The organism is Ensifer sp. SSB1, assembly GCF_016652895.1.
In the GTDB taxonomy this organism is placed as follows: Bacteria; Pseudomonadota; Alphaproteobacteria; order Rhizobiales; family Rhizobiaceae; genus Ensifer.
In genome coordinates this window covers 1-20,309 of sequence record NZ_JAEPRP010000135.1, presented here as the reverse complement: position 1 = coordinate 20,309, position 20,309 = coordinate 1, and the positions used below count along the sequence as shown (strand labels likewise).

Genomic DNA, 20,309 nt, shown 5'->3' with positions numbered 1-20,309 from the left:
TTGAAGCGTCAGGACGGGCCGCAGGTGAAAACCACCGTCTTCAATGTCTGCATCATGGACTACGAGATGTTGCGCACCATGCCTGCGCCGCAGCTTGCCTGGCTGAAGCGCGGGCTGAAGGAACTGCACTGGCATCTCGGGCTGTCGCGGGAGAAGGAGGTGGGGTGAGGCGCAGAGCGCTTGCGATAGGAGCGACAAGGCCAGGCCACCGAGACAATGATCTCGATCCATCTTCTTGCGATTGCGGCCTCCTGATCGGCACGAACGGGCGTGCTGTCGATCATCTGGACGTCGCCGTCATGAGCAAAGGTGGCGGCGTCCTTTTCAAATCTGGCTGCCCTTCCACCTGGGACGATGTGGTATGTGGCCTTCGCGTTTGGGCAGGGTGCAGTCCAATGCCCAAACACGTTGCGCGGAGCGTTGAAAGCGTGTCTTGCTTTCTCGGCAAGTTGGCGGAGGAGCGGGCGTGTCGGAAAATCACTTTGATGTCGTGTTGGAAGAACTGACTGATCGAGCCGTCGGCAGACTTCTGAAGGCCGATGCCTTTGATGCTCCCGCGTTTGACGCTCTAAAAGATCACCTTCGGCAAAAGGCCGCAGGGCTTCAAAGTGAGGCCGCACTGTCAAAGCAGATTTCGCTCAGCCTCCGCTCTGCCGCCGGGGCCATACGAAGTCGGGCGGAGTATCTTCCTGACGTTCGGCAGCACCTCCAACGCGCCGAAGACTTCGATAGGATGCTTGATCTGTTGATTGCCGGAGAAACACGCTCAGATCGCAGCCCGGGCGTTCCGCTCATCATTTGACCGTTGCCATGTAACCGCCACCGGCATTCTCACCGCTCCAGAACGTCCGATGGGGGCTCATGAGTTCGTCCTCGATCTCGGGGAAGGGGCCGAAGACCTCGACCGGCTTCTGGCCGGAGGTGAGAACCGTGCGGGACGAAAGGTTCATGGTCGGCTTTTCTGGGTGGTCGCCGGTTTCGGCAAGCAGCTTCTCCTCCTCGTCGCCCGGTGGCCAAGGGGCGCACCAAGCGGAAAGCAGCGCAACGGCACGGAACCATCGTCAAGCGCAATGCGCGGTTCGCCGTACGAGCTTTTTGCGCTGTTCGACAAGAAAGTCGACGAGCGCACGGGTCTTGGCGGGCATCTGGGCACGCGACGGCACGTAGAGATAGAAAGCGGGACGGGGATGAGCCCAGGGGAGAAGGACACGCACCAGAGAGCCGTCCTGCAAATGCTGACGAACGCAGAGATCAAGGTGCTGCACCAGGCCGAGGCCCTCGAGTGCCGCCTGCAACATGCTCCCGTCGTCGTTGAAGATGGCGTTGCCCTGGGGCTCGTAGACCACGGTGCGTGCTTCCTCGCCGGGGGTAAGGAACGTCCAGCGGTCGATGGTGCCGCTTGAAGTGAAGCGGTAGGACAGGCAGTTGTGGTGTTTCAGCTCCTGCGGCGTCTCGGGGACGCCATGGCGTTCGAAATACTGCGGCGCACCGACGATCGCCATCTCCAGCGGTGGCGTGATGGGCACCGCAATCATGTGCTCGTCCAGGCTTTCACCCAACCGGATGCCGGCGTCGAGCCCTTCGGCCACGATGTTGGAGAAGCCGTCGTCAGTCACCAGTTCCAGCCGCAGCTTCGGGTAGCGCGCCAGGAACGCCGCCATATGCGGCTCGATCAACGAGCGTGCGGCGACGCGTGATACGGACAGGCGGATGGTGCCCGACGGCTCCGTGCCGGCTTCGCCCAGGTCCGTGACCGCACCTTCGATCGCGGCAAACGCGGGCTGAAGCACGTCGAACAGACGCTGGCCTTCCTCGGTCAACGACATGTCGCGCGTAGTGCGGTTGATGAGCCGCACGTTCAAGTGCCGCTCCAGGGATTTCAGGTGCTGCGACACGGTTGCACGCGTCACCTCCATTTCCAAGGCGGCCTTGGTGAAGCTGCGGCGGCGGGCGACGTGCACGAACCACGCCATGGCGGGAAGCAGAGACGGATCTAGCGGCATATTGTCAGTTATCACTTAACACTGATGTCATGTCCAGGCGGTTTATCCGATCCATTCCCCCACGTAGAATTCAGCCCATACCCACCGAGATCCAGTCTGGCATAAAGGGCATGGTCTCGGGTTGCGGGCATCTTCGAACAGGCAAAGGAGCCTCGTCATGACCGGAATTTCAAAGGAAAGAATGCAGAAGGCCCTGGAGCAGGAAAAGACCATCTCCGCGGACGATCACGCCAAGGTCAAGGCGCTCGCCGGCATGGTCAAGATGCCGCGCAGCTTCATCTTCAAGAACCCCGACACATACGGCATGGAAGGCTGGCATGACCTGTCCATCCCGTCCGACGACGGCACGCCGCTCGAAGCCTGGTACATTCCGGCCAAGGGCGGCGAGAGCAACAAGCTTGTCATCTTCAACCACGCCCTGCCGATGTGCCGCGCCGGCTATCCCGGCCACATGGGCGCGCCGTGGGGCAACTTCATCGAGCCGGTCGAGATCGACTTCGTCATCCAATACAAGCACCTGACCGACGCCGGCTACAACGTGCTGACCTACGACTTCCGCAATCACGGGCAGAGCGGGGCTGCCAATGGCGGCGTCTGCGGCGTCGGCCAGTGGGAATGGCGTGACTGCGTCGGCGTGAAGAAATTCGTCGATGCCCATCCGCGCCTGGGCAAGATGGACGTTGCCCTGTTCAGCCAGTGCCTGGGCGGCGTTTCGCAGTATGCGGCAATCACCAAACGCCCCGAGCTGTTCGAGAACGTCAAGTGCCTGCTGAGCCCGCTGGTCCCGAACATGACGTCGGTCTTCACCAAGCTCTCGGGCTATCAGGGCATTGCGCAGTACCAGGAACTGATCGATCTGGAGATTCTGAAGCTCGGCGGATTTGCTGCCGCTGACATGTCGGGCAGATTGTGGGCTCCGAACGTCAAGCTGCCGGTCTTCATGTGGCAGGTGCTCGACGATGCCGTCATCAACAACCCTGGTGACGCCGAGAGCACCTTCGACGCGCTCGCGAGCAACGACAAGGAACTCTACTGGATCGAGGGCACGACAAAGCGCTTCGAGGACGGCTACAACTGGTTTGGCCGCCACCCCGAGAAGGTGCTGTCCTATCTGGCCAGGTACATGAACTGACGCCCTACGGCGCTGCGCGTCTTGTCAGACGGGCAGCGCTGTAGCACTTTGAATTTTTACGATCAAAGGAAACCTGCAGTAAGGCGAACGCCGGTGCGGCTGTTCTGGAAAATGCCAGCGGAGTCGCTCCGGCGTTCTCGGATATGGTCGCACGTTCCGCTGTCGGGCGGGCCGCGTCACCGCCGCCAGAAGGTGCGGTGGGGGCTGAGGAGCTCGTCCTCGATCTCGGGGAAGGGACCAACGACCTCGATCGGCTTCTGGCCGGAGGCAAGGACCGTGCGCGAGGAAAGGTTCATGGTCGGGTTGTCGGGATGGTCGCCGGTTTCGGCCAGCAGCTTTTCCTCTTCGTAGCCATAAACCAGGCGGCCGATATTTGCCCAATAGAGCGTACCCGTGCACATGGCACAGGGCTCGCCGGTCGAAACCAGCGTGCAGCTCCAGAGGAACTTTGCCGGATAGGCGGCCGCGGCCCGCCGGGCAAGCTCCGTCTCGGCGTGACGTACGGTGTCCAGATTGCCCTGGCGCATCAGGATGCGATCGTCGGGGCCGACCAGGACTGCGCCGAAGGGATGGTGGCCATGCACGGCTGCCTCCCGCGCGACCTCATCGGCGGCACGAAGGTGGGCGAGCATCTGATCGCGGGTCATGGTCGGTTGCTCCTGAAAGGTCGTCGACGACTGCGCCTGGAACTGGCTCCATTCGGGCGATCATAGCTTGAAATTCGAGCGGCCGATATCAGGGCGGCGCGGCGTCCTCTGATCCTGCCCGTCTGGCGAAGTAGCCGCATGCCCGACCTCCTGCCAGACACAGGCACAGACACCGGCGGCGGGCCGTGGATCAATCCTTGGCCGGAAAGGCGGAGAGCAGGGGGATGCCGAGTTTCGGCGTCGCTCTGCGCAAGCGATCGAGCTCTTCAGGGGGCGGCGTTCTCACTGCTTTACTCCGCGGGCGCTCCCGGCCAGCTTCCTTGACGACCGGTCGAACATGGCTGGGGTGCCGATGAGGATGTGACGAGTAGGGCGGCGGCTGACGTTCAGGAACGGGTGGGGCACGCCGCGTTTGAGACAGATGCTTTGGTCCGCGGTCAGCCGGCGCGCAGTCCCGTCGATCACGGCGGTCATCGGGCTCTTGCGCTTATAGGCGGTCTCATCGTTGCCTTCGTGGTCGTGGTCGTGGTCGTGGTCGTGGTCGTGGATCGGTGTCGCCGCCACTCACACTTTGGAAGAGGCAGAACTGGTCATTGGTCTCGCTGCCGGACAGAAGGCGCTTCATGAGGACACCGGCAAGGACGTATTCTGTCGCATCCATGTTGATCACGTTTCGAGCTTTTGCCGGAACGCACGGCATGTCTGCATCGAGAAGGGGCAAGAGAAGGGCCGGAGGGCGGCAATTCGTGCTGCGGCGATGGCGCCGGCGAGCAATTTTCGCGAGGTGCTGGTGTGCCGGATTGGAGGTTCGTCGACTGGAGCTGGAGAGGTGCTGGCGCGTCGCAAACGAACCGGCCAAAAGTCGGGCCTGTTGATCGGGGCGCGCTTTCGACCTATATCTCAGTTACGGGAATGGTGTCTCCCTCACAACCGCACTGATGCTGATGACGCCTGCTGACGATCGCTCCCTGGAGCGCGCAGGAGGCTTGAATGCGGTTTCTTCTTGTTTTTCTCGGCTCCGGTATCGGCGGCGTTTTGCGCCATGGCGTAGGGATTCTCGCCGTGCGGATGCTCGGCGCCCAGTTTCCCTTTGGCACGCTTGCGATCAACATCGTCGGCTCGGCGCTGATGGGGCTGATCGCCGGGCTGTTTGCCGCGCTCGACCCCTCAGCCCATGATGCGCGGCTGTTCCTGACGACCGGTCTCATCGGCGGCTTCACCACATTTTCCACCTTCTCGCTCGACGTGGTGTCACTGTGGGAACGCGGCCAGCCGACCGCATCGGTCGCCTACCTGCTGGCGAGCCTTGTCGTCTCCTTCTCGGCGCTGATGCTGACGCTGACCCTGGTGCGGCGTTTCGTGTAACGGGGCTGTGAGCCGACACTACCGGGCGGGTGCTGTCACGGTTCCCTGATGGAACAACATCTGCCATTTCGCGCCGGTACGCTTCCAGATGGAGCTTCGCAGTACATGCCGCTCCGAACCGTCGCTTTCGACCCGATGCGTTCTATAGGTCAGCAGCACCGCGTCGGACGCAATCGCCGTCAGGCGGTAATCATCCGTCTGCAGCTTGCCGTCGTCCGCTTCGTCCTCCTGAAGCAGGAGCTCGATGATTTCCGCGCGGTGATAGACAGTGCCTGATGCCCCGAACTCCACGAAGCCTTCGGCCAGCAGCGCCTCGACCGCCGCCCGCGAACGGCGGATTTCGGGACGGTGGAGCGCCTCTTCGAGCGCGCGGATTTCGGTCAGATGGGGCAGAGGTGTGGTCATTGCTTGTCCAATCCATAGGCCGGTTTCGCCGTGCGGTGGAAGGAATACGCCATTTGGCGGCCGGAGGTCGATCTGTGACCTCGGTCCGGTGATATTGCGGTGAGACCAGAAGGGTTGCCGCTCATTCGACCCGTCGGCCACCTTTTCCCAAGTGGAGGGAAGGGCACCCGCGGTCCATGCCCATTTTCCTCACGGGGCTGCTCGCAACTCCCGATCGCTCTGGCCGCTTCAGGAAGCGGCCGCCAGTTTTTCTTCGCGAGCGATGCGGGCGTCGAGGTCCCTCAGGCGATGTTTGAGGGCGGGGTCGCCGGGCAGCAGCGCCAGCGCATTCGTGAGCATGTCGCGCGCTGTGACGAGGTTCCCATCTCTGATGTGGCGGTTGGCACGGTGGTAGAGGAAATTGACCTTTTCCGTCGGCGCGAAACGATCACCGAAGCGGGTGTGCAGGCGATCGGCCCAGGCGGGGTGGCGGGCCATGGCTGCGACGGCGTTCTGATAGGGCCGCATCGGTGCGTCGATCCGGGCCGAGCGGGCAAGTGCGCGCAGGGCGAGAAGGTCGTTGGCGCGGCAGGCATCGATCAATGACAGCGCGCGCTCGGTGCCGGTAAACACTCTGACGGTGCCGTGGCCGGTCATCTGCACGGGGGTGAGATGCGTTTCCGCCTGCAAGTTCGCGATGCGCTCCGCATGCCGGCGGTCGATCGCGTGGAAGGGATCGTAGAAGATGAAGGCGCGGCCGGCGGCGTGATCCGGGGCAATGCCCATATTGGCATGCAGCTCGGGTGAGAAATGCCGGAGAAATCGATTGTCGTAGGGAACGGCCTTGGGGTTGATCGAGACCTGCGGGCAAAACGCGATGGCCGCGGTGGCGTTGAAACGCCGGCGGTAGCGAAGTGCTGCATAGCCGCCCTGCGAATGGCCGTAGAGGATGCGCTCCGGCGCGGCCTTCAGGATCGGCGCTGCGGCTTCGACCGCCTTGACCACGCTTGCTGCCGGAAACCAGTTGGGACGGCGGCTGATGAAGCCGAGGGCGGCGATATCCGCCTTCTCGCAAAAACGCTGGCCCCAGTAGCGGCTGCCGTTTGCCTGGATTTCCATCTCGTTGAAGGTGATGAGAAGGTAAGGCGAGGCGCCAGGGCGATGGATGACCTCAAGGTTTTCGTCCGAGTAGATGAGCACAGAAACTCCGAAATAATTCGATATTCGTATTAAAATAACGAGAATATCCGGGACATTGTTCTCCGGATGTCTTCGTTTGCTATAGTAATTCGAGTTTATGTCTGATTTCCAGTGGCTTGCAATTCTGTGACGTTGGGCCTGTTGGCGGATGTTCGGGTGGGTTGTCCTTTTCTTCGCTCAGCTTTGTCGATCTCCGCGCTTCGCTCTGCTTTCGGTGTTTCGGATAAATTCGACGATCAGCGATGCCGCTTCCGCGGCGTGGGTCTCGAGCAGAAAGTGGCCGGCGTCGAAGATGTGGGCCTCCATGCGTGGCAGGGCCTCGATCCAGGAGAGAACTTCGGCGCTATCGAAGAACGCATCATGCCGGCCCCAGAGCAGGAGCGCGGGCGGCTGCCAGCGGGCAAGATAATAGGCGATGGTATCGAAGCGGGCGACGTGGTTGCCATAGTCCCTGATGAGGGCGCGCTGGGTGTCCATTCGTCCCGGCTGGTACATCACCCGCCAGTCCTCCTCCCAGCTTTCAGCCGGGATGCGCGCCGCCACCTCGGCCGGGACGCCCGCGACGTATTGGTAAAGCGTGACCTCGAAGGTCAGGTGCGCGGTTGCCGCGGCCTCGTTTTCCGGGGTTGGTGTGGTCCAGAATGCCTCCGTTGCCGCCCATTGCGGACCCAGCCCGGTTCTGTGGGCGTTGGCCAAGGCTGCGGTAAGGTTCCGACGCCCGCGGCGCGTCAGACGCGATCAAGGAAGGCGAGTACGCGTCCGGTGAGCAGGGCGGTCGCCTCCGCGTCATAGGACGGCAGCGAGCTGTCGGCGAAATAATGCTGGTCGCCGGGGTAGAGGAAGAGTGCGGCATCGTCGCCCTTTTCGACGAGTTCGCGTGCCGCGTCGACATCGCCTTCGCCGACGAAGATCGGGTCGTTGTCCATGCCATGCACCTGCACCGGAACGCCCTGCGGCCAAGGGCCGAAAGACCACTGGCCGCTGATCGGGATGCAGGAATGAAAGAAGAGGGCACCGCGGGCACCGGGCCGGGTCTGCGCAAGTTTCTGCGCCGGCAGGACGCCAAAGGAGAAGCCGGCATAGACGAGATCTTCGGGAAGCACGTCGGCGATGCGAACGCCGCGCTCGCGCATCTCGTCGAAGCCGACAGCGCCGATATAGGCGAGGCCTTCTTCGATGCTCGTGAAGGTGCGTCCCTCGAAAAGATCGGGAAGGTGAACCGTGTGGCCGGCGGCACGCAGTTCATCGGCGAAAGCGTGGAGGCCCGGGGTCAACCCCTGGGCGTGGTGGAAGAGCAGGACTTCGGCCATGGGCGGGGGTCTCCTTCGGATCCGTTCTCGCGGTCTTGGCCGCCCGAACGTAGAGCGTCGGCTGAGAAAATTTTCCTGTCGCAGCGATAGCACATTTCCTTGACGTCTTGTTGCCATCTTCGGCCGCTTCCTTGCGGATCAGCATTGGCCACGATTCTGGAGGAAGCCGTCATGACGGAGAAGTTGCGCATTGCCGTGTTGTTTGGTGGCCGTTCGGCGGAGCATGAGGTTTCGCTGATGTCGGCGCGCAACGTCGTCGCCGCGCTCGATCGCAGCCGCTACGAGATCGTGCCGATCGGCATCGCCAGGGATGGGCGCTGGCTGTTGCTCGCGCTTGAAGACGGTGAGCTGCCGCGTGACATTCCGGCGGTGGGAACGCAGGTGGCGCTGATCCCGGGCGGCAAGGGGCGGGCGGTCACCATCGCCGAAGATGGAACGCAAGGGCTGTTGCCCGCGGTCGACCTGATCTTTCCCGTGCTGCACGGGCCCTATGGCGAGGACGGAACGGTGCAGGGCTATGCCGAGACGGCCGATGTCGCCTATGTCGGCTGCGGCGTTGCAGCTTCGGCGGCGGCAATGGACAAGGTGCTCGCCAAGCGCCTGCTTGCGGCCGAGGGGCTGCCGGTCGCGCGCGCCATCGCGCTGCATCAGGACGACGCCTATTCCTCCGAAATCATCCTGGAGACCTTGGGGCTGCCCGTCTTCGTCAAACCCGCACGGCAGGGCTCTTCCGTCGGCGTCAGCCGTGTCGACAGCCTCGAGCGGCTTGCGGCGGCGCTGGAAGAGGCGTTTCGCCACGACGACAAGGTGCTGATCGAAGAGTTCGTGCAGGCGCGTGAGATCGAATGCTCGGTGCTGGAAGACGCCAAGGGCAGGCTCACCGTATCGCGGCCGGGCGAGATCATCCCCGCGGAGAGCCACGGTTTCTACAGCTACGACGCCAAATATGTGGACGCCGGCGGCGCGATCGTGAAGGTGCCGGCGGAGCTTGCCGAGGAGGTGGGCGCGCACGCGCAGGAGATGGCCGAGCGGGCCTTCCGGGCGCTTACCTGCGCCGGCATGGCGCGTGTCGATTTCTTCCTGCGGCCGGACGGAAGCCTGGTCATCAACGAGATCAACACCATTCCCGGCTTCACCAATATCAGCATGTATGCCAAGGCGCTTGCGGCGGACGGCATTTCCTATGGCGCGGCCGTGGAAACGCTAATCGCGCATGCGCTGACGCTGCGCGGGTAGGCCGTGGAAACCCTGTCGTCTACGCTGCTTTTGGTTGTATTTAACATTAGGCATATCGCATTCATTGCAGGTTCACGTCATTCCGCGAAACTGGCGCCTGTTTCCAAACGGACAGGTGAGATGGAATGAAGAAGATTGGCATCGTCGTTTTGGCGGCGGTTACGGCTCTTTCGGGCATCACGCCGGCGAATGCCGTACCGGCAGTCGCCATCGAGCGGGTGCAGAAGAGCGACGTGGAGCTCGTGCGTGACAGGCATGGCAACGGCCACGGCTGGGGTCATGGCGGATATCGTCAGCGCTGGCATGGTGGTGGGTATCGGCCCTACCGCCCCGGCTATCGTCCGGGCTACCGGCCGGGATGGAACGGCGGCTATCGGCCGGGCTGGAACGGGGGCTACTATAATGGCTACCGCGGCTATCGCTATGAGCGCTACGGCTATCGGCGCCACAATGACGGCTGGTGGTACCCGCTGGCGGCCTTTGGCGCAGGGGTCGTGATCGGCGGCGCGATTGCCGCTCCGCCGGCGCGCCGCTATGAACCGGGCGTGAGCCAGAGCCACGTCGACTGGTGCTATTCGCGCTACCGCTCCTACCGCGCCTACGACAACAGCTATCAGCCCTATGGCGGCCCGCGCCAGCAGTGCTACTCGCCCTATTGATAGAGGCGAAACCTTGAAGAGAGAAAGGCCCGTCGGTCGGTGTGACCGGTGGGCCTTTTCATGTCGGCGACTGGCGTGGTCCGGACCTTTGACGTCGCGCGACACCGGACCGGGCACCGGTTTCCGCTTTTCGTAGAACGCGCTAGCGGCTGCTTTTCGGAAGCTCCTCGTCGAAGCGGGTCTTTTCGCGTCCCGGATCGTCGTCGAGGATCCTCTCCTCGCTGTCTTCCGGCAGGGCATCGTCCGGGTTCACATTGGCCTCATCGCGACTCGGAATCGGCGGCACGCGGCCCTGGTCGCCGGGCGGCAGGTCATCGCCCTCGGGCACCTGATCGGCCGGCAAGGGCGGGATCCTGCCGATGGGCACGACGTTCGGTTCGACGGGTTGCGACCGATCGTCCGGTGTCTGGCTGGGATCGCGCGATTTCGGGTTCGCCTTGCTCATCCTCGCATCTCCTTGTTTGCTCGTGTCCAGGGAGTAAGGCGAGGGGGCGGGAAAGGTTCCGGCGGGCCGGGCACAGGGTGGGCGAGCGCGGGCCGACGTGGGGACTTTGCCGGTTCGCAGGCGGCGAGGCTGGCGACCCACCTTGCCCGGTTCCTTGCCCGGGAACACGACGGGCATCCTGAGCATGCGTTCGGCGTCATTCATGCCAGGCGTAAAGACCGGCAGTTTCGTCGTTTTTCGCAGCATCGGCATGGCGGCCGCGTCTGCTGGCGCAAATCCCGACGACTGATGTATCGACGACCTGCGGACATGGCCACGACAACCCGCCATTCCCCGGGCTTGTCTTCTTTGGGAGACGGCAGGTTGTTCATGAAAAGCGCCCTGACCTGTCTCGCCCACGTCTGGTTTGTCGGGGGAGAGTTCGGCTGAGGCAGGAAATGGAAGTGCGGCGGCGGGGCCAGCGACAAGCAGGCGAAATTTCATCGGAGTCGTTGCGAGAGCGAGGCCAGGCGGCGTCTGAAATTTTCTCGCGGGGATTGCAAAGAAGCTCCGCCGCATCGCGGACGGTTCCGTGCGAGCAGCATGGAACGCCGTGCGCGGATGGCCGCGCCGAAAGCCCTATTGCGGAAGAAGCTGTGCCCTAGAATTTCAACCGGGCGTCGTCATGATCGGGCGGACGGTGCGCGTCCTTGCGACGCATTCCGTAGGCAAGCGCGAGCCCCAGGATGGCGGAGCCGACGACGATGGCGGCGAGTGCGAAGAAATTCTCCATGGCATTTTCCTCCCAAGGGAAGCTTAACACAGAATGCGCGCAAACAAATGGCGTGGCACCGAGAATGCGCGTCATGGTTACTCAACGCACTTCGGCGCCAGAGGTTCAATCCGAAATGGCCGATGCGGGGCGACGTGCGAAGGATGACGCTACTCGCGCCTAAACGCGCGGTGCCTAATAGCCGGAGCTCCCGCCACCCATGCTCCCGCCGCCCATGCTCCCGCCGCCTTGCATGCCCGGGCTTGGGGCAGGGGCAGTATTGCGGCTGGCCTGGTCGGTGGTGCAGCCGGCAAGCGCGACAAGCGCCGCGATGACAGCGACAATCAGATATCGTGGGGTCATGGAATCCTCCCGTCATCGAGGGAGCGGGCCTTCGCCCGCTTCACCATCGAACCGGACACCGGCGCTATGGCCTGCCCGACGATCCATTGCCGTGTAGGACGCCAGGCGCCAGCGCTCCGGGCGCAATTATATCACCAAACGACGGCTGAGTTGCCGGTAACGCCAGAGAGGAGCGGGGATGCGGCTTGCGAAAAAACGAACAAAACGGAAACAAATTTAGGCGGGAGGGCTTGCCAAGTGACGGGAAGCGGGCTAAGGATATTACAGGCTGGCCGTTTCGTCATTGAAGCGGCCTTTTTGATTCCGGGTGCGGCTTGAGGCGTTCGACCTGACGCGGTGGCGTGGTTCTTGCAGCGCCCTAGCGGAAGCCGGGCAAGGGGATAGCGACCGGCTGTCGCTCGTTATGCTTCCTGTTTGACGATCTTGCCGGTAACGGCGCGGACGGACTCGCTGCGCGAGCGCGGTTGCCCGATGTTGCGCAGCCAGCGCGAGGCCTCTTTCAGGTCGCGTTCGACGCCAAGGCCTCTTTGATAGATCGTGACGAGACGAGCCTGCGCGGCGGGATGGCCCTGTCGGGCGGCCTGCCGGTTCCAGTGAAGCGAGGCGGCGTAGTGTTCCTCGCCGCCGTCGTTGAAGTAGATTTCAGCCAGTTTTGCCTGGGCGTCGACGTTTCCCGAGGTGGCCAGTTCAAGCAACCTGGGCGAGATATTCCTTGCCGAAGGCCGCGGGGTGAAAATGGTCTTCAACTTGCTGAACGTGCTGCGGATCATCTGGCACCTGTTGCATTCATTGCATGGTTCCCGCCGCGAGGCTGCTAGACTGACAAACTATTCAAAAATTTGAACTACTTTGGCTCTTTGCTGGCTTACGCCTGCGAAGCATCGGCATAGGTGCTGCACTTCCGCCGGGGAGGCCCGAGGCAGGGCGAGCCGACGCGAAGTATTGATGAACGAATACAACCTGAAGTCAAGTTCGCAAGCGTGACATCAGGCGTGACATCCGCAATTTTCTGTGACCGGCTGTCACGCTTCGCGCGCCCTTGGCGGCGACGGCGGACGGCGCTTGACGATTGGCAACTGCGCTGAGCCGTTCGAGCAAAGGCGCGGTGACGGACCGCAGGGCCGAAGGCGAACTCGCCAATGCCGCGGCTGCCGCGACGGGCCGCGGCGCCTGCCTGGAGCAAAACCCATGACAAGCAAACCTGCCAAGGACCCGAAGACCGGGCGCTTTCTGCCGCGCTCCGGAGGCGGTGGGGCAGTGCCCCGGGCGCGCACGCGCAAGGCGGTGCGCACCAAGCTCGGCGAACTCTTTCTCGAAGACATGCTTTCGGCCTGGGAGAGCCGAGGGGCGGCTGCGATCCATGCGCTGATCGAGAAGAACCCGAATGATTTCCTGAAGACGATCGCGGCGCTGATGCCGAAGGACGTGACCCTCAATCCAAACCAGATCGGCGAGATGACGGATGAACAACTTCTCGAGCGGATCCGCAAGCTCGATCAGGCCATCAAGCCTTTCCTCGCTTCTCAGGGAGCGGATGGAGCTGGCGATGGAGATCGGGCGGCGGCAGAACACGAATAGGCTCTTCTATTACCAGCCCTATGCAAAGCAGACCGAATTCCACGCGGCGGGCGCGCGCTTTCGCGAGCGGCTGTTCATGGCCGGCAACCAGCTCGGCAAGACGCTGGCAGGGGCCGCTGAAGCGGCCATGCACCTGACGGGAGACTATCCCTCTTGGTGGGCGGGCCGACGGTTCGACCGGTCGATCACGATGATCGGCGGCTCGGAATCGCACGAGCTGACACGCGATGGCGTGCAGCGGTTGCTCGTCGGCCCGCCAATGAGCGAGGAGGACTGGGGCACGGGCTATCTGCCGAAAGCGGCGATTGCCGGCTGGACGCGGCGTTCCAGTGCCTCGGGCGCGCTCGACAGCGTGACGGTGCGCCACGCGAGCGGTGGCACCTCGACGCTGCTTCTCAAAGCCTACGAGCAGGGGCGGGCGAAGTGGCAGGCCAACACGGTGGACTATGTCTGGTTCGACGAGGAGCCGCCGGAGGACGTCTACTTCGAGGGCATCACCCGCACCAATGCGACGGGTGGATCGATTGCCGTGACCTTTACGCCGCTCAAGGGCATGAGCGCGGTCGTCAGCCGCTATCTGCTGGAACCTTCAGACGACCGGACCGTGGTGACGATGACGATCGACGATGCCGAGCACTATTCGCCCGAGGAGCGCGCCAAGATCATCGCGAGCTATCCGGCGCACGAGAAGGAAGCGCGCACCAGGGGCGTGCCGACGCTCGGTTCCGGCCGGATTTTTCCGGTGACGGAAGAACAGATCCGGGTCGAGCCATTCGAGATACCCAGACACTGGGTGCAGATCGGCGGGCTCGATTTCGGCTGGGACCATCCCTTTGCCGCAGCGCTTTGCGCCTGGGACCGGGACGCGGACGTCTTCTACGTCATGGGCTATGACCGTGATCTCGTCGAAGGCTTTGCTATCGCCGGCAATGCGGATGGCGAGGACGAGGAATTTGCCCGCCGGCGTGGCATCTTCGGCGATGGCGAGGAGACGGCGAAGGCGCTGCAGGAGGTCGACTACTACGAGCTCTATGTGAAGGTGGATGCTGATGATGACGGCATTGCCGAGTTGCGCCGTCTGGTCTTTGCCGGGGGCACCGGGGCCGACAATCTGCTTGAGGATACGGAATGGGACGAGGTGCCCTTTGCTGACCTCATCACCGAGCGGCGGCCGCACCAGCGCGAGGGCAACGCGATCACCGACGACATGGCGGAGATCCAGCGGGTGAAGACGGTGCTTCTGCGCCAGACGCTCGACAATCTCTACTGGCAGAACAACCAGCAGCCGATCGTCCAGGAAGGGGTGATCCAGAACCCGGAATCGGTTCTGAACCCGAAGTTCGGCCAGCCGATCCGCGTTGGCCAGGGCGTCGATGTGCGCGGCGCCGTCGGCTATCGTCGGCCCGCCTTGCCGCACAACCATTTGACGTGCGCGAATTGGTCAGGCCCCCTCGTGAGGTTATAGATTGGGAGGACCGCAGCAATCTCGGAGCGTCCCGACCGCCGAGCGAGCTGCGCAGTCTCAATCTGACGACCCGCCAGCGGATCGCGCAAACATTGCGGGGTGACGCAAGGGCGACATCTCCGTGGGGACAGTTTGTCGAGGATCTGGTCGGTTCATCCGGACTCGGAGAAAGCAAGTGGGCTCCCATCGATGTGGTCCCGCTCGGTGGCCAATTGCTAGGGGCAGAAGAAGCCCTCGATGATGCCATACACGGCGACTACCTGGGTGCAGTTGAAGGTGTCATCGGAATGGTTCCCATGGCGAAAGCCTTCAAGGGGGTCTCCAAACTTCCCGTTGGTCGAACGGGCAGGGCCAAGGCGCCCGCGCCCAAGGGTTTGGGAAATTCAAGTTCGGCTCGCAACATGAACTCACTGCAGGACTATCCCGGGCGCATGACGCTCCGTGAAGCGACTGATGATCCAAAGGTACTGCCGTCGCATCAACAGCTTCTGTCGAAGGAAGATGACGTCAAGCAGGTGTATGGAATTAGCCGGCAGGAGTATGAGCGCAATAATGCCCCGGGGCGAATTGATCGCGAACGCCGCAATCGACCTCCGTTTTACGGCATGTGAGCGACACGCTCTTCGCTAAAACCCTCGGGTGAGGGCAAGGTAAGCGATCAGGCAGAGGACCCAGAAGAGAGCGGCAAGGAGTGTGCCCATACCCGAGCTGAGCAGATAGCTGCCGTTTTCCTGGCGCTTCAGTCCCAACCAGTTGAAACCGGTGCCGGCGGCATAGAGGTCTTCGACCTTTATCCTGCCGAAGCTGAGGAACGGCACGAGGACGCGCGCCACACGATGCAGGAGAAAGCCGACGACGATGATATCGAGAATGTCGAGGACGATCCCAGCGATGGCGTCCAGGGCAACTCCGACTTTCTTCATGCTCCAAATCCCCAGGATGTCAAACCGATGTCGCCGCGATTAGGGCGGCGGCAAACAAAACAGCGGTGCGCGGTAAAGTGGCGGTCGCTATCGTGCTTTCGCTCATTGGTAACGCGGAACAAAAGCAGAATCAAGCCGCATACGATCTGCTTCCTCCACGAGCCGCCAGCCTCCCGCTATTCGAACCCTTCGAGCGCGATGTAGAGTGTGCCGAGTTTCAGGCGACCGGCGTCTGTCTTGTAGTAGAGCACTACGCCGTGCGGGCGGAAGCTTGCCACGGAGACCTCGTCGCTTCCGTTCGCGAAATAGCAACAGGGCTTGTCGCCATCCCAGGATGCAACACGCAAGCGATAGCTTTTGCCGCTCATGAAGAAACCCAAGCCGACCTCGTAATCGCCGACCGTGAGGGTGCAGACGCTTTCATTGCCGCACCAGTTCGTCGCGTGATCGAAGGTCTTGTCGGCCTTGAGCAGGAAGACCTTGACGAGGTAGCGTGGCTCGCCGAACTGGCCGGCCGCCGATGCGGGCGAAACCGCGGCGGCGAGAAGCAGGCCTAACAATGCCAAACTCGATAGTCTTCTCATGGGTTCCTCGTTCGACAAACGCGCACGTCTGTGACTGGTGCCGGCCATCCGCTCCGCTCAGGCCTTGCGCCGGAATGGGCGATCCGGACCAAGGCCTTTGATGCTGAAATGGCTGGGCAGTCATGTTCGTTTGATAATTGCGATGTGACCTAGGGTGGCAGATTGCTCCGGTACGCACAGCGGTAGCGCGGAACAAAAGCAGAATCAAGGCAGCGTTCGACACGATTTTTCGGTCGAAAGCGATCGCTCTTCAACTGAGGTCAACAGCATGAAACCAGAGGAACGGGCAGCGGCTGCGCGCGCCATTCTCGACGTGCCTTTCTTCGACACGCTGATGAACGAGCTGGAATGGGCGGCGATCAATGGCTGCATCCATGCCGGCCTCACTGATGATACCGGCCGGGCGGCCTATGCGGCCGAAGCCCGCGCCATCCGAAATTTCCGCAGCAAGCTCAAGTTCCTGACGGAACAAGCCAGGGCTGACGGCAAGGGCGCACCCGCCTGACGGGCAAGCGCTTTCACCAGGGCATTCCATCCGAGCGGTAAACGCCGCGTGTGAATGCCTCACTTATCTAAAAAGGTCACGCCATGACGAACGATAGTGCCAACCTGCCTTTTGGCGGGAGCAAATGCGCACGCTTACACCAGCGCCATGATCGATCGCAATCATACCACGGCCTTGGCAAGCGGACTTGGCACGGGCAGGGAGTGGGAAACCTGGCTTTCCGACCAGTGGAATGGCGAGGACAACACCAAGGATCATCTGCGAGACGAGTGGAACAACGATGTCGGCCGCCAGATAGGACGCTACGCCGAGGCACACGATCTCGGCGAGCCAGAAGTCCTGGAGCTTGTCGATTATGCCCGACGCAACGGTGACCTGATCCGCTCGATCAGCGATACCGTGCCGGACCCGCGCCTCAAAACCTATTCGGAGGCTTCCGAGCGCCCGTCCTGGTCGGGCCCACCCCCGCACAATCTGCCGCCTCTGGAGGCGCTGCACGAAAAGCGGGATCTGCAGCGGATGCAGGCAAATGCCGATGGCTGGCAGTCAAAACCTCCTCTGCCTGAAGAGGGGTTCTGGAGTGGGCTTATTCCCGGCCGCGGCACGCTCAAGCAGATGATGAAATCATGGCGTGAATAACGCACCGCATAAGCTGTATGAAACGCTGGATTTCAACCTTGCGTTCGTTCATGAAATGTTCTACTGGCTGGTAACTCGTTACGCGCTGCAAGTGAGGATGCGGTATGAATAAGTGGCTAAAGGCATTGCTCTACACCGTTGTCGCTCTCTTCGGGCTGTTCGTGGTGTTGGTTGGGCTGGTCCTCGCGATCTTCGATCCGTATTCGTTTGAAGACATGAGCCGCGGCGGGATTTGCGAAAGGAGCGGTGATGTAGCGCCGCAATGTGCGATGCCGCCGGAGAGCGCCGAGAAGGTGTTGGCTGCATTGTTCGCTTGCGACGCCCAATTCTTCAAGACCCTCGACGAGGAGAAGCCTGTTTTCAATAGGGCGCATATCGTGGCTCACCCATACAACCTTCTCGACTCGAGCGATCCGCGGATTTCCGTTGTTCCGTTCGCCAAGCCCGTCGAGGCTTATGGATTTCACCTCACCGGTTACGCGCAACAGGCCGTGCCGGGAAAGAGCGACTACGCGTGGGGGTTTTATGCGTCGGAACAGCCTGACGAGGTCGAGCGCGGACTGGAAACAGCCCGCAGCGACGCGCTTGCGGCAAACCCACGTGCAGGCGCGTTCACGATATCGGCGTCCGACGCCGCTGATTTCCCTGGAACACGGCTCGGTTGCCGTGTTGTCGGGGCTTCCGGTGTCGAGGACTTGCCTTCGATTTACGATCTGTTCCTGTCTCGAGACATCACTACGAGACACTCCGATAAGTTCGATCTCTTCGTCGCGTCGGTGATAAAGACCTTCTCGGATTTTGGGCGATAGGAAGATCCCATCAACGATCGTCGAGGCATGCGATGATCATTGCGTTCTCTTAGGCGGAGAATGGAGACTTGCTCAGATCAGTTTGGCGACCGTGGCCGTTGTTGCCGCAGGCATCTTTACCCCTTCGGCTTTTGCAGCGGATAGGCTGCTCGGCGCCATGATCACCTGCAAGCCGGAGTTCTTGAAGGTGCTGCAGGCACGACGCGGCTCCCTCGAGGGACGCCGAACTGCCCCGTGCGCGTGCCATTGCTGAGCAACACCGGGTGAGCTTCTGGCGAAGTCCTTCTTTGCTGCGCTTAAAGGATGCCGCCATCGGCCCGGCCGCTGAAAGTGTGCGAGGCCTGAACGATGCCAGAAAGGCGCATGCTCGTGCCTATACGAGCGCCATGACTGAGCGCGACGGTAATCGTCGACGACTCTCCGCCGAGCCCGGCCCGGGCTTCCGCGGCGATCCATCGGTGGCAAGTCCAACGACCTTGACCGGCGCTGCGGACCTGCCAGCGTTTGCTCGTCCTATTCGGCACGAGCCGCGCCTAACAACAATGATGCAATTGAGGTTTGATGTGACACAACGAGACAAGACGTTCGGCGGACAGGGCCTGCCCGAGAGAATTCAATCGCTGCGCGAGGCAATCGACTATTTCGACGAAAGCCCCTTGTTGCGGAGCAAACGATCGCCCGGGACGGAGCGCCGCGGGGCGCCGAAGGGACGTTCCGTCACCGATCTGCCGGCACGCCCCTCAACGACATTGCTCGCAGCCGCTTGATGCCTTCCCAGACGGACCCTGGTCCTGGCCGCTTTGGCCCGTAAAACGGCGTGCTGCCAACCGAGGGTTTTCGCCCGTTGATGGCGAACGACCAGCGCGGCGGCAATATTGCCTCGGAACCGCGAAGCAGAGATAGTGCCGCCGAAGTACTCCGCACGAGGGTCGTCGAGAAATCCAATCGGGATGGATCACACGATATCGGCTGGAGTGACTTTGGCTCGCTGCTTGGCTCGGCTGTCGGGGCTCTGCTTGGAAGCGGTGCTGCATCGGTGGCAGGCACGGCCGGCGGATACTACGCAGGAGGCTACGGGCCTGGTGTTATCAAGGAAACCGGCAGAGCCGTCGGGCGAGGCGGTTTCAACGGCGACCTGAGCGGCCTGCGTTGAAAAACGATCCGGATCTTGCCGGCGATGGCGTTGGGCAGATCCTCTCTTGGGACTGGGATATGTACCATCTGAAAGAAGCGTTGATATTTGCGGCATTTGCCTACCTGTTTCTCTCCCTTTTCGAACGAGCCTTGAAGATGTCACCCAGACTGTCGGCGATGCCACGGGCGATCGGAAGGTTTGCCGTGGCGCTGCTCGCGGTGGTTTTCGTCAGATACCTGCTGTTGCCGCTCTAGGCAAAATCCGCATGCGGGCGGCAGCGCGACGTTGGCTGGGCTCCGCCGGCGTCGAATGGCATACCGACGTTGCGGGAGTCTGGAGCAGGCGTCGGCCGCGACGGGCGCACGCTTTGCGACGTCTGATGCGGCACTCATAGGCACGTTCCTCCGCAGCAGCATCATGCCCCGCAGAAGATGGGCGACCGAACCGATGCAAGCGGGCCTTCCGCCAAGGTGAGCCTATGGCCGCCACCGCCCCACGCACCCACCGGTCTCGGGATCCCGCCAAGGGCGCCGCCGCAATGACACCTGACGCCGGATTCGGATGTTTGGTGGGCGTCCGATCCCCTTTCAAAAGAGCAATTTTTGCCAAGACGGCTCTCCGGAGCCGTCTTTTTTCATGGAGATTTTTATGTCCGAAGCAAAGAAGCCCGTACCTGTTCGTCTCGTTTACGACGTCTGGTTCCGCGACGACGTGCGCACGGCGGCCGGCGCGATCGTGCCCGCCACGATGTCGGGTAAGGCTTTTTCTGGTAACATTGTTGTCGGCACATCGACTTATCAGACCGACGGGAACATCGTCTTCTCAGGGGGGATGAGTGCTTATGGCGCGAATATGGCAGCCGCCCTGACCTCAAAGGCTAATCTCTCAGGAGCGACTTTTAGCGGAACGGTAACCGCGGCAGACCTCGTCTCCAACGGGGATATTTTCGCTGGTGGCGGTGACGTGCTGGTTCGGAGTAATGGGAACCGCCATCTATGGTATCAATCGCTTTCAGGCGTCAACCGCGGTCTACTTTACCATGACAACGCGGCAAGCCATTTGAGCCTGCAGCTTTACAACAATGCTGGCACCTACGTACGCCGGTTGACCTTCTACGAAGGTGGAGTTGCCCCCAAAAGACCGGACGTGCTCAGGTTTGAGATTGCGAGCTGATGA

The 20,309-nt window shown here is 62.0% G+C and carries 27 protein-coding genes, 2 pseudogenes and 1 riboswitch; of the genes and pseudogenes, 15 read left to right on the top strand and 14 right to left on the bottom strand.

Going from position 1 to position 20,309, the window contains the following annotated elements; genetic code table 11:
- Nucleotides 1-466 precede the first annotated feature (466 nt).
- Entirely contained in the window at nt 467-802 is a 336-nt protein-coding gene (locus I8N66_RS26990) for a hypothetical protein (RefSeq protein WP_291160403.1), read from the top strand.
- Here I8N66_RS26990 and I8N66_RS26985 read toward each other — a convergent pair.
- Complete coding sequence (locus tag I8N66_RS26985; protein ID WP_291160400.1) at nt 795-950, bottom strand: hypothetical protein; 156 nt, start codon at nt 948-950, stop codon at nt 795-797. The two genes, I8N66_RS26990 and I8N66_RS26985, sit on opposite strands and share 8 nt — an antisense overlap.
- A 111-nt stretch (nt 951-1,061) precedes the next feature.
- Nucleotides 1,062-1,973, bottom strand: a complete 912-nt coding sequence (locus I8N66_RS26980; protein WP_291160397.1) for a LysR family transcriptional regulator — start codon at nt 1,971-1,973, stop codon at nt 1,062-1,064.
- Between the two features lie 187 nt (nt 1,974-2,160).
- Here I8N66_RS26980 and I8N66_RS26975 point away from each other — a divergent pair, with 187 nt between their 5' ends.
- Nucleotides 2,161-3,135 carry an alpha/beta hydrolase gene (locus I8N66_RS26975; protein WP_291160395.1) on the top strand — a complete coding sequence of 325 codons (975 nt, stop codon included), beginning with the start codon at nt 2,161-2,163 and terminating at the stop codon, nt 3,133-3,135.
- Nucleotides 3,136-3,311: 176 nt separating this feature from the next.
- Here the strand turns inward: I8N66_RS26975 and I8N66_RS26970 are convergent, their stop codons facing one another.
- Together I8N66_RS26970 and I8N66_RS26965 are read right to left on the bottom strand one after the other, a co-directional pair.
- Nucleotides 3,312-3,782, bottom strand: a complete 471-nt coding sequence (locus I8N66_RS26970) for a nucleoside deaminase (protein WP_113540530.1) — start codon at nt 3,780-3,782, stop codon at nt 3,312-3,314.
- A 282-nt stretch (nt 3,783-4,064) separates the two neighbouring features.
- A complete protein-coding gene (locus tag I8N66_RS26965; RefSeq protein ID WP_291160392.1) occupies nt 4,065-4,346 on the bottom strand; it encodes a hypothetical protein in 282 nt (93 codons plus the stop codon).
- A gap of 335 nt (nt 4,347-4,681) precedes the next feature.
- Nucleotides 4,682-4,743, top strand: a riboswitch (Fluoride riboswitch).
- A gap of 29 nt (nt 4,744-4,772) precedes the next feature.
- Between I8N66_RS26965 and crcB the strand changes: the two genes are divergently transcribed.
- Entirely contained in the window at nt 4,773-5,147 is a 375-nt protein-coding gene (gene crcB / locus I8N66_RS26960; RefSeq protein WP_113540531.1) for a fluoride efflux transporter CrcB, read from the top strand.
- 18 nt (nt 5,148-5,165) lie between these two features.
- On the opposite strand, the gene I8N66_RS26955 is transcribed toward crcB, so the two are convergent.
- From I8N66_RS26955 to I8N66_RS26940, 4 genes are all read right to left on the bottom strand, one after another.
- On the bottom strand, nt 5,166-5,552 hold the full coding sequence (locus I8N66_RS26955) for a DUF4440 domain-containing protein (RefSeq protein WP_291160389.1): 387 nt from the start codon (nt 5,550-5,552) through the stop codon (nt 5,166-5,168).
- Nucleotides 5,553-5,780: 228 nt separating this feature from the next.
- Nucleotides 5,781-6,731 carry a hypothetical protein gene (locus I8N66_RS26950; protein ID WP_291160386.1) on the bottom strand — a complete coding sequence of 317 codons (951 nt, stop codon included), beginning with the start codon at nt 6,729-6,731 and terminating at the stop codon, nt 5,781-5,783.
- A 177-nt stretch (nt 6,732-6,908) separates the two neighbouring features.
- Nucleotides 6,909-7,427 (bottom strand): alpha/beta fold hydrolase, encoded by a 519-nt coding sequence (locus I8N66_RS26945; RefSeq protein ID WP_291160383.1) that lies wholly within the window; start codon nt 7,425-7,427, stop codon nt 6,909-6,911.
- Nucleotides 7,428-7,459: 32 nt separating this feature from the next.
- Nucleotides 7,460-8,041, bottom strand: a complete 582-nt coding sequence (locus I8N66_RS26940; protein ID WP_113540534.1) for a dienelactone hydrolase family protein — start codon at nt 8,039-8,041, stop codon at nt 7,460-7,462.
- Between the two features lie 171 nt (nt 8,042-8,212).
- Between I8N66_RS26940 and I8N66_RS26935 the strand changes: the two genes are divergently transcribed.
- On the top strand, nt 8,213-9,277 hold the full coding sequence (locus tag I8N66_RS26935; protein ID WP_291160381.1) for a D-alanine--D-alanine ligase family protein: 1,065 nt from the start codon (nt 8,213-8,215) through the stop codon (nt 9,275-9,277).
- A gap of 125 nt (nt 9,278-9,402) precedes the next feature.
- On the top strand, nt 9,403-9,936 hold the full coding sequence (locus tag I8N66_RS26930) for a BA14K family protein (protein ID WP_223727716.1): 534 nt from the start codon (nt 9,403-9,405) through the stop codon (nt 9,934-9,936).
- 142 nt (nt 9,937-10,078) lie between these two features.
- On the opposite strand, the gene I8N66_RS26925 is transcribed toward I8N66_RS26930, so the two are convergent.
- The 4 genes from I8N66_RS26925 to I8N66_RS26910 all read right to left on the bottom strand — a co-directional run bounded on the left by I8N66_RS26925 (nt 10,079) and on the right by I8N66_RS26910 (nt 12,265).
- The gene (locus tag I8N66_RS26925) at nt 10,079-10,381 is read right to left on the bottom strand and encodes a hypothetical protein (protein WP_291160378.1); all 303 of its coding nucleotides are present in this window, start codon (nt 10,379-10,381) and stop codon (nt 10,079-10,081) included.
- A 640-nt stretch (nt 10,382-11,021) separates the two neighbouring features.
- Nucleotides 11,022-11,153, bottom strand: coding sequence for a hypothetical protein (locus tag I8N66_RS26920; protein WP_255571009.1), 132 nt, complete (start codon nt 11,151-11,153; stop codon nt 11,022-11,024).
- Nucleotides 11,154-11,327: 174 nt separating this feature from the next.
- The gene (locus I8N66_RS26915; RefSeq protein WP_291160369.1) at nt 11,328-11,495 is read right to left on the bottom strand and encodes a hypothetical protein; all 168 of its coding nucleotides are present in this window, start codon (nt 11,493-11,495) and stop codon (nt 11,328-11,330) included.
- A gap of 401 nt (nt 11,496-11,896) precedes the next feature.
- Nucleotides 11,897-12,265 carry a tetratricopeptide repeat protein gene (locus I8N66_RS26910; RefSeq protein WP_291160366.1) on the bottom strand — a complete coding sequence of 123 codons (369 nt, stop codon included), beginning with the start codon at nt 12,263-12,265 and terminating at the stop codon, nt 11,897-11,899.
- Between the two features lie 418 nt (nt 12,266-12,683).
- On the opposite strand from I8N66_RS26910, the gene I8N66_RS26905 reads away from it, so the two are divergent.
- From I8N66_RS26905 to I8N66_RS26890, 4 genes and pseudogenes are all read left to right on the top strand, one after another.
- A complete protein-coding gene (locus I8N66_RS26905) occupies nt 12,684-13,073 on the top strand; it encodes a hypothetical protein (RefSeq protein ID WP_291160363.1) in 390 nt (129 codons plus the stop codon).
- A pseudogene (locus I8N66_RS26900) lies at nt 12,958-13,956 on the top strand (terminase family protein); the annotation flags it as partial. The gene I8N66_RS26905 and the pseudogene I8N66_RS26900, both read left to right, overlap by 116 nt.
- Nucleotides 13,957-14,469, top strand: a pseudogene (locus I8N66_RS26895) (phage portal protein); the annotation flags it as partial.
- Nucleotides 14,470-14,834: 365 nt separating this feature from the next.
- Nucleotides 14,835-15,149: a hypothetical protein gene (locus I8N66_RS26890; RefSeq protein ID WP_291160360.1), complete on the top strand. Its 315-nt coding sequence runs from the start codon at nt 14,835-14,837 to the stop codon at nt 15,147-15,149.
- Nucleotides 15,150-15,164: 15 nt separating this feature from the next.
- Here the strand turns inward: I8N66_RS26890 and I8N66_RS26885 are convergent, their stop codons facing one another.
- Together I8N66_RS26885 and I8N66_RS26880 are read right to left on the bottom strand one after the other, a co-directional pair.
- Nucleotides 15,165-15,461, bottom strand: a complete 297-nt coding sequence (locus I8N66_RS26885) for a hypothetical protein (RefSeq protein ID WP_291160356.1) — start codon at nt 15,459-15,461, stop codon at nt 15,165-15,167.
- A gap of 176 nt (nt 15,462-15,637) precedes the next feature.
- A complete protein-coding gene (locus I8N66_RS26880; RefSeq protein ID WP_291160353.1) occupies nt 15,638-16,045 on the bottom strand; it encodes a hypothetical protein in 408 nt (135 codons plus the stop codon).
- 268 nt (nt 16,046-16,313) lie between these two features.
- Here I8N66_RS26880 and I8N66_RS26875 point away from each other — a divergent pair, with 268 nt between their 5' ends.
- The 6 genes from I8N66_RS26875 to I8N66_RS26850 all read left to right on the top strand — a co-directional run bounded on the left by I8N66_RS26875 (nt 16,314) and on the right by I8N66_RS26850 (nt 20,306).
- Nucleotides 16,314-16,550: a hypothetical protein gene (locus I8N66_RS26875; RefSeq protein WP_291160350.1), complete on the top strand. Its 237-nt coding sequence runs from the start codon at nt 16,314-16,316 to the stop codon at nt 16,548-16,550.
- Nucleotides 16,551-16,697: 147 nt separating this feature from the next.
- A complete protein-coding gene (locus tag I8N66_RS26870; protein ID WP_291160347.1) occupies nt 16,698-17,189 on the top strand; it encodes a hypothetical protein in 492 nt (163 codons plus the stop codon).
- A gap of 104 nt (nt 17,190-17,293) precedes the next feature.
- Complete coding sequence (locus I8N66_RS26865; RefSeq protein ID WP_113540541.1) at nt 17,294-17,998, top strand: hypothetical protein; 705 nt, start codon at nt 17,294-17,296, stop codon at nt 17,996-17,998.
- A gap of 263 nt (nt 17,999-18,261) precedes the next feature.
- Nucleotides 18,262-18,765, top strand: coding sequence for a hypothetical protein (locus I8N66_RS26860; RefSeq protein ID WP_162768938.1), 504 nt, complete (start codon nt 18,262-18,264; stop codon nt 18,763-18,765).
- Between the two features lie 382 nt (nt 18,766-19,147).
- Nucleotides 19,148-19,387: a hypothetical protein gene (locus I8N66_RS26855; protein ID WP_113540543.1), complete on the top strand. Its 240-nt coding sequence runs from the start codon at nt 19,148-19,150 to the stop codon at nt 19,385-19,387.
- A gap of 394 nt (nt 19,388-19,781) precedes the next feature.
- Nucleotides 19,782-20,306 (top strand): hypothetical protein, encoded by a 525-nt coding sequence (locus I8N66_RS26850; protein ID WP_291160342.1) that lies wholly within the window; start codon nt 19,782-19,784, stop codon nt 20,304-20,306.
- The last annotated feature ends 3 nt before the right edge of the window (nt 20,307-20,309 follow it).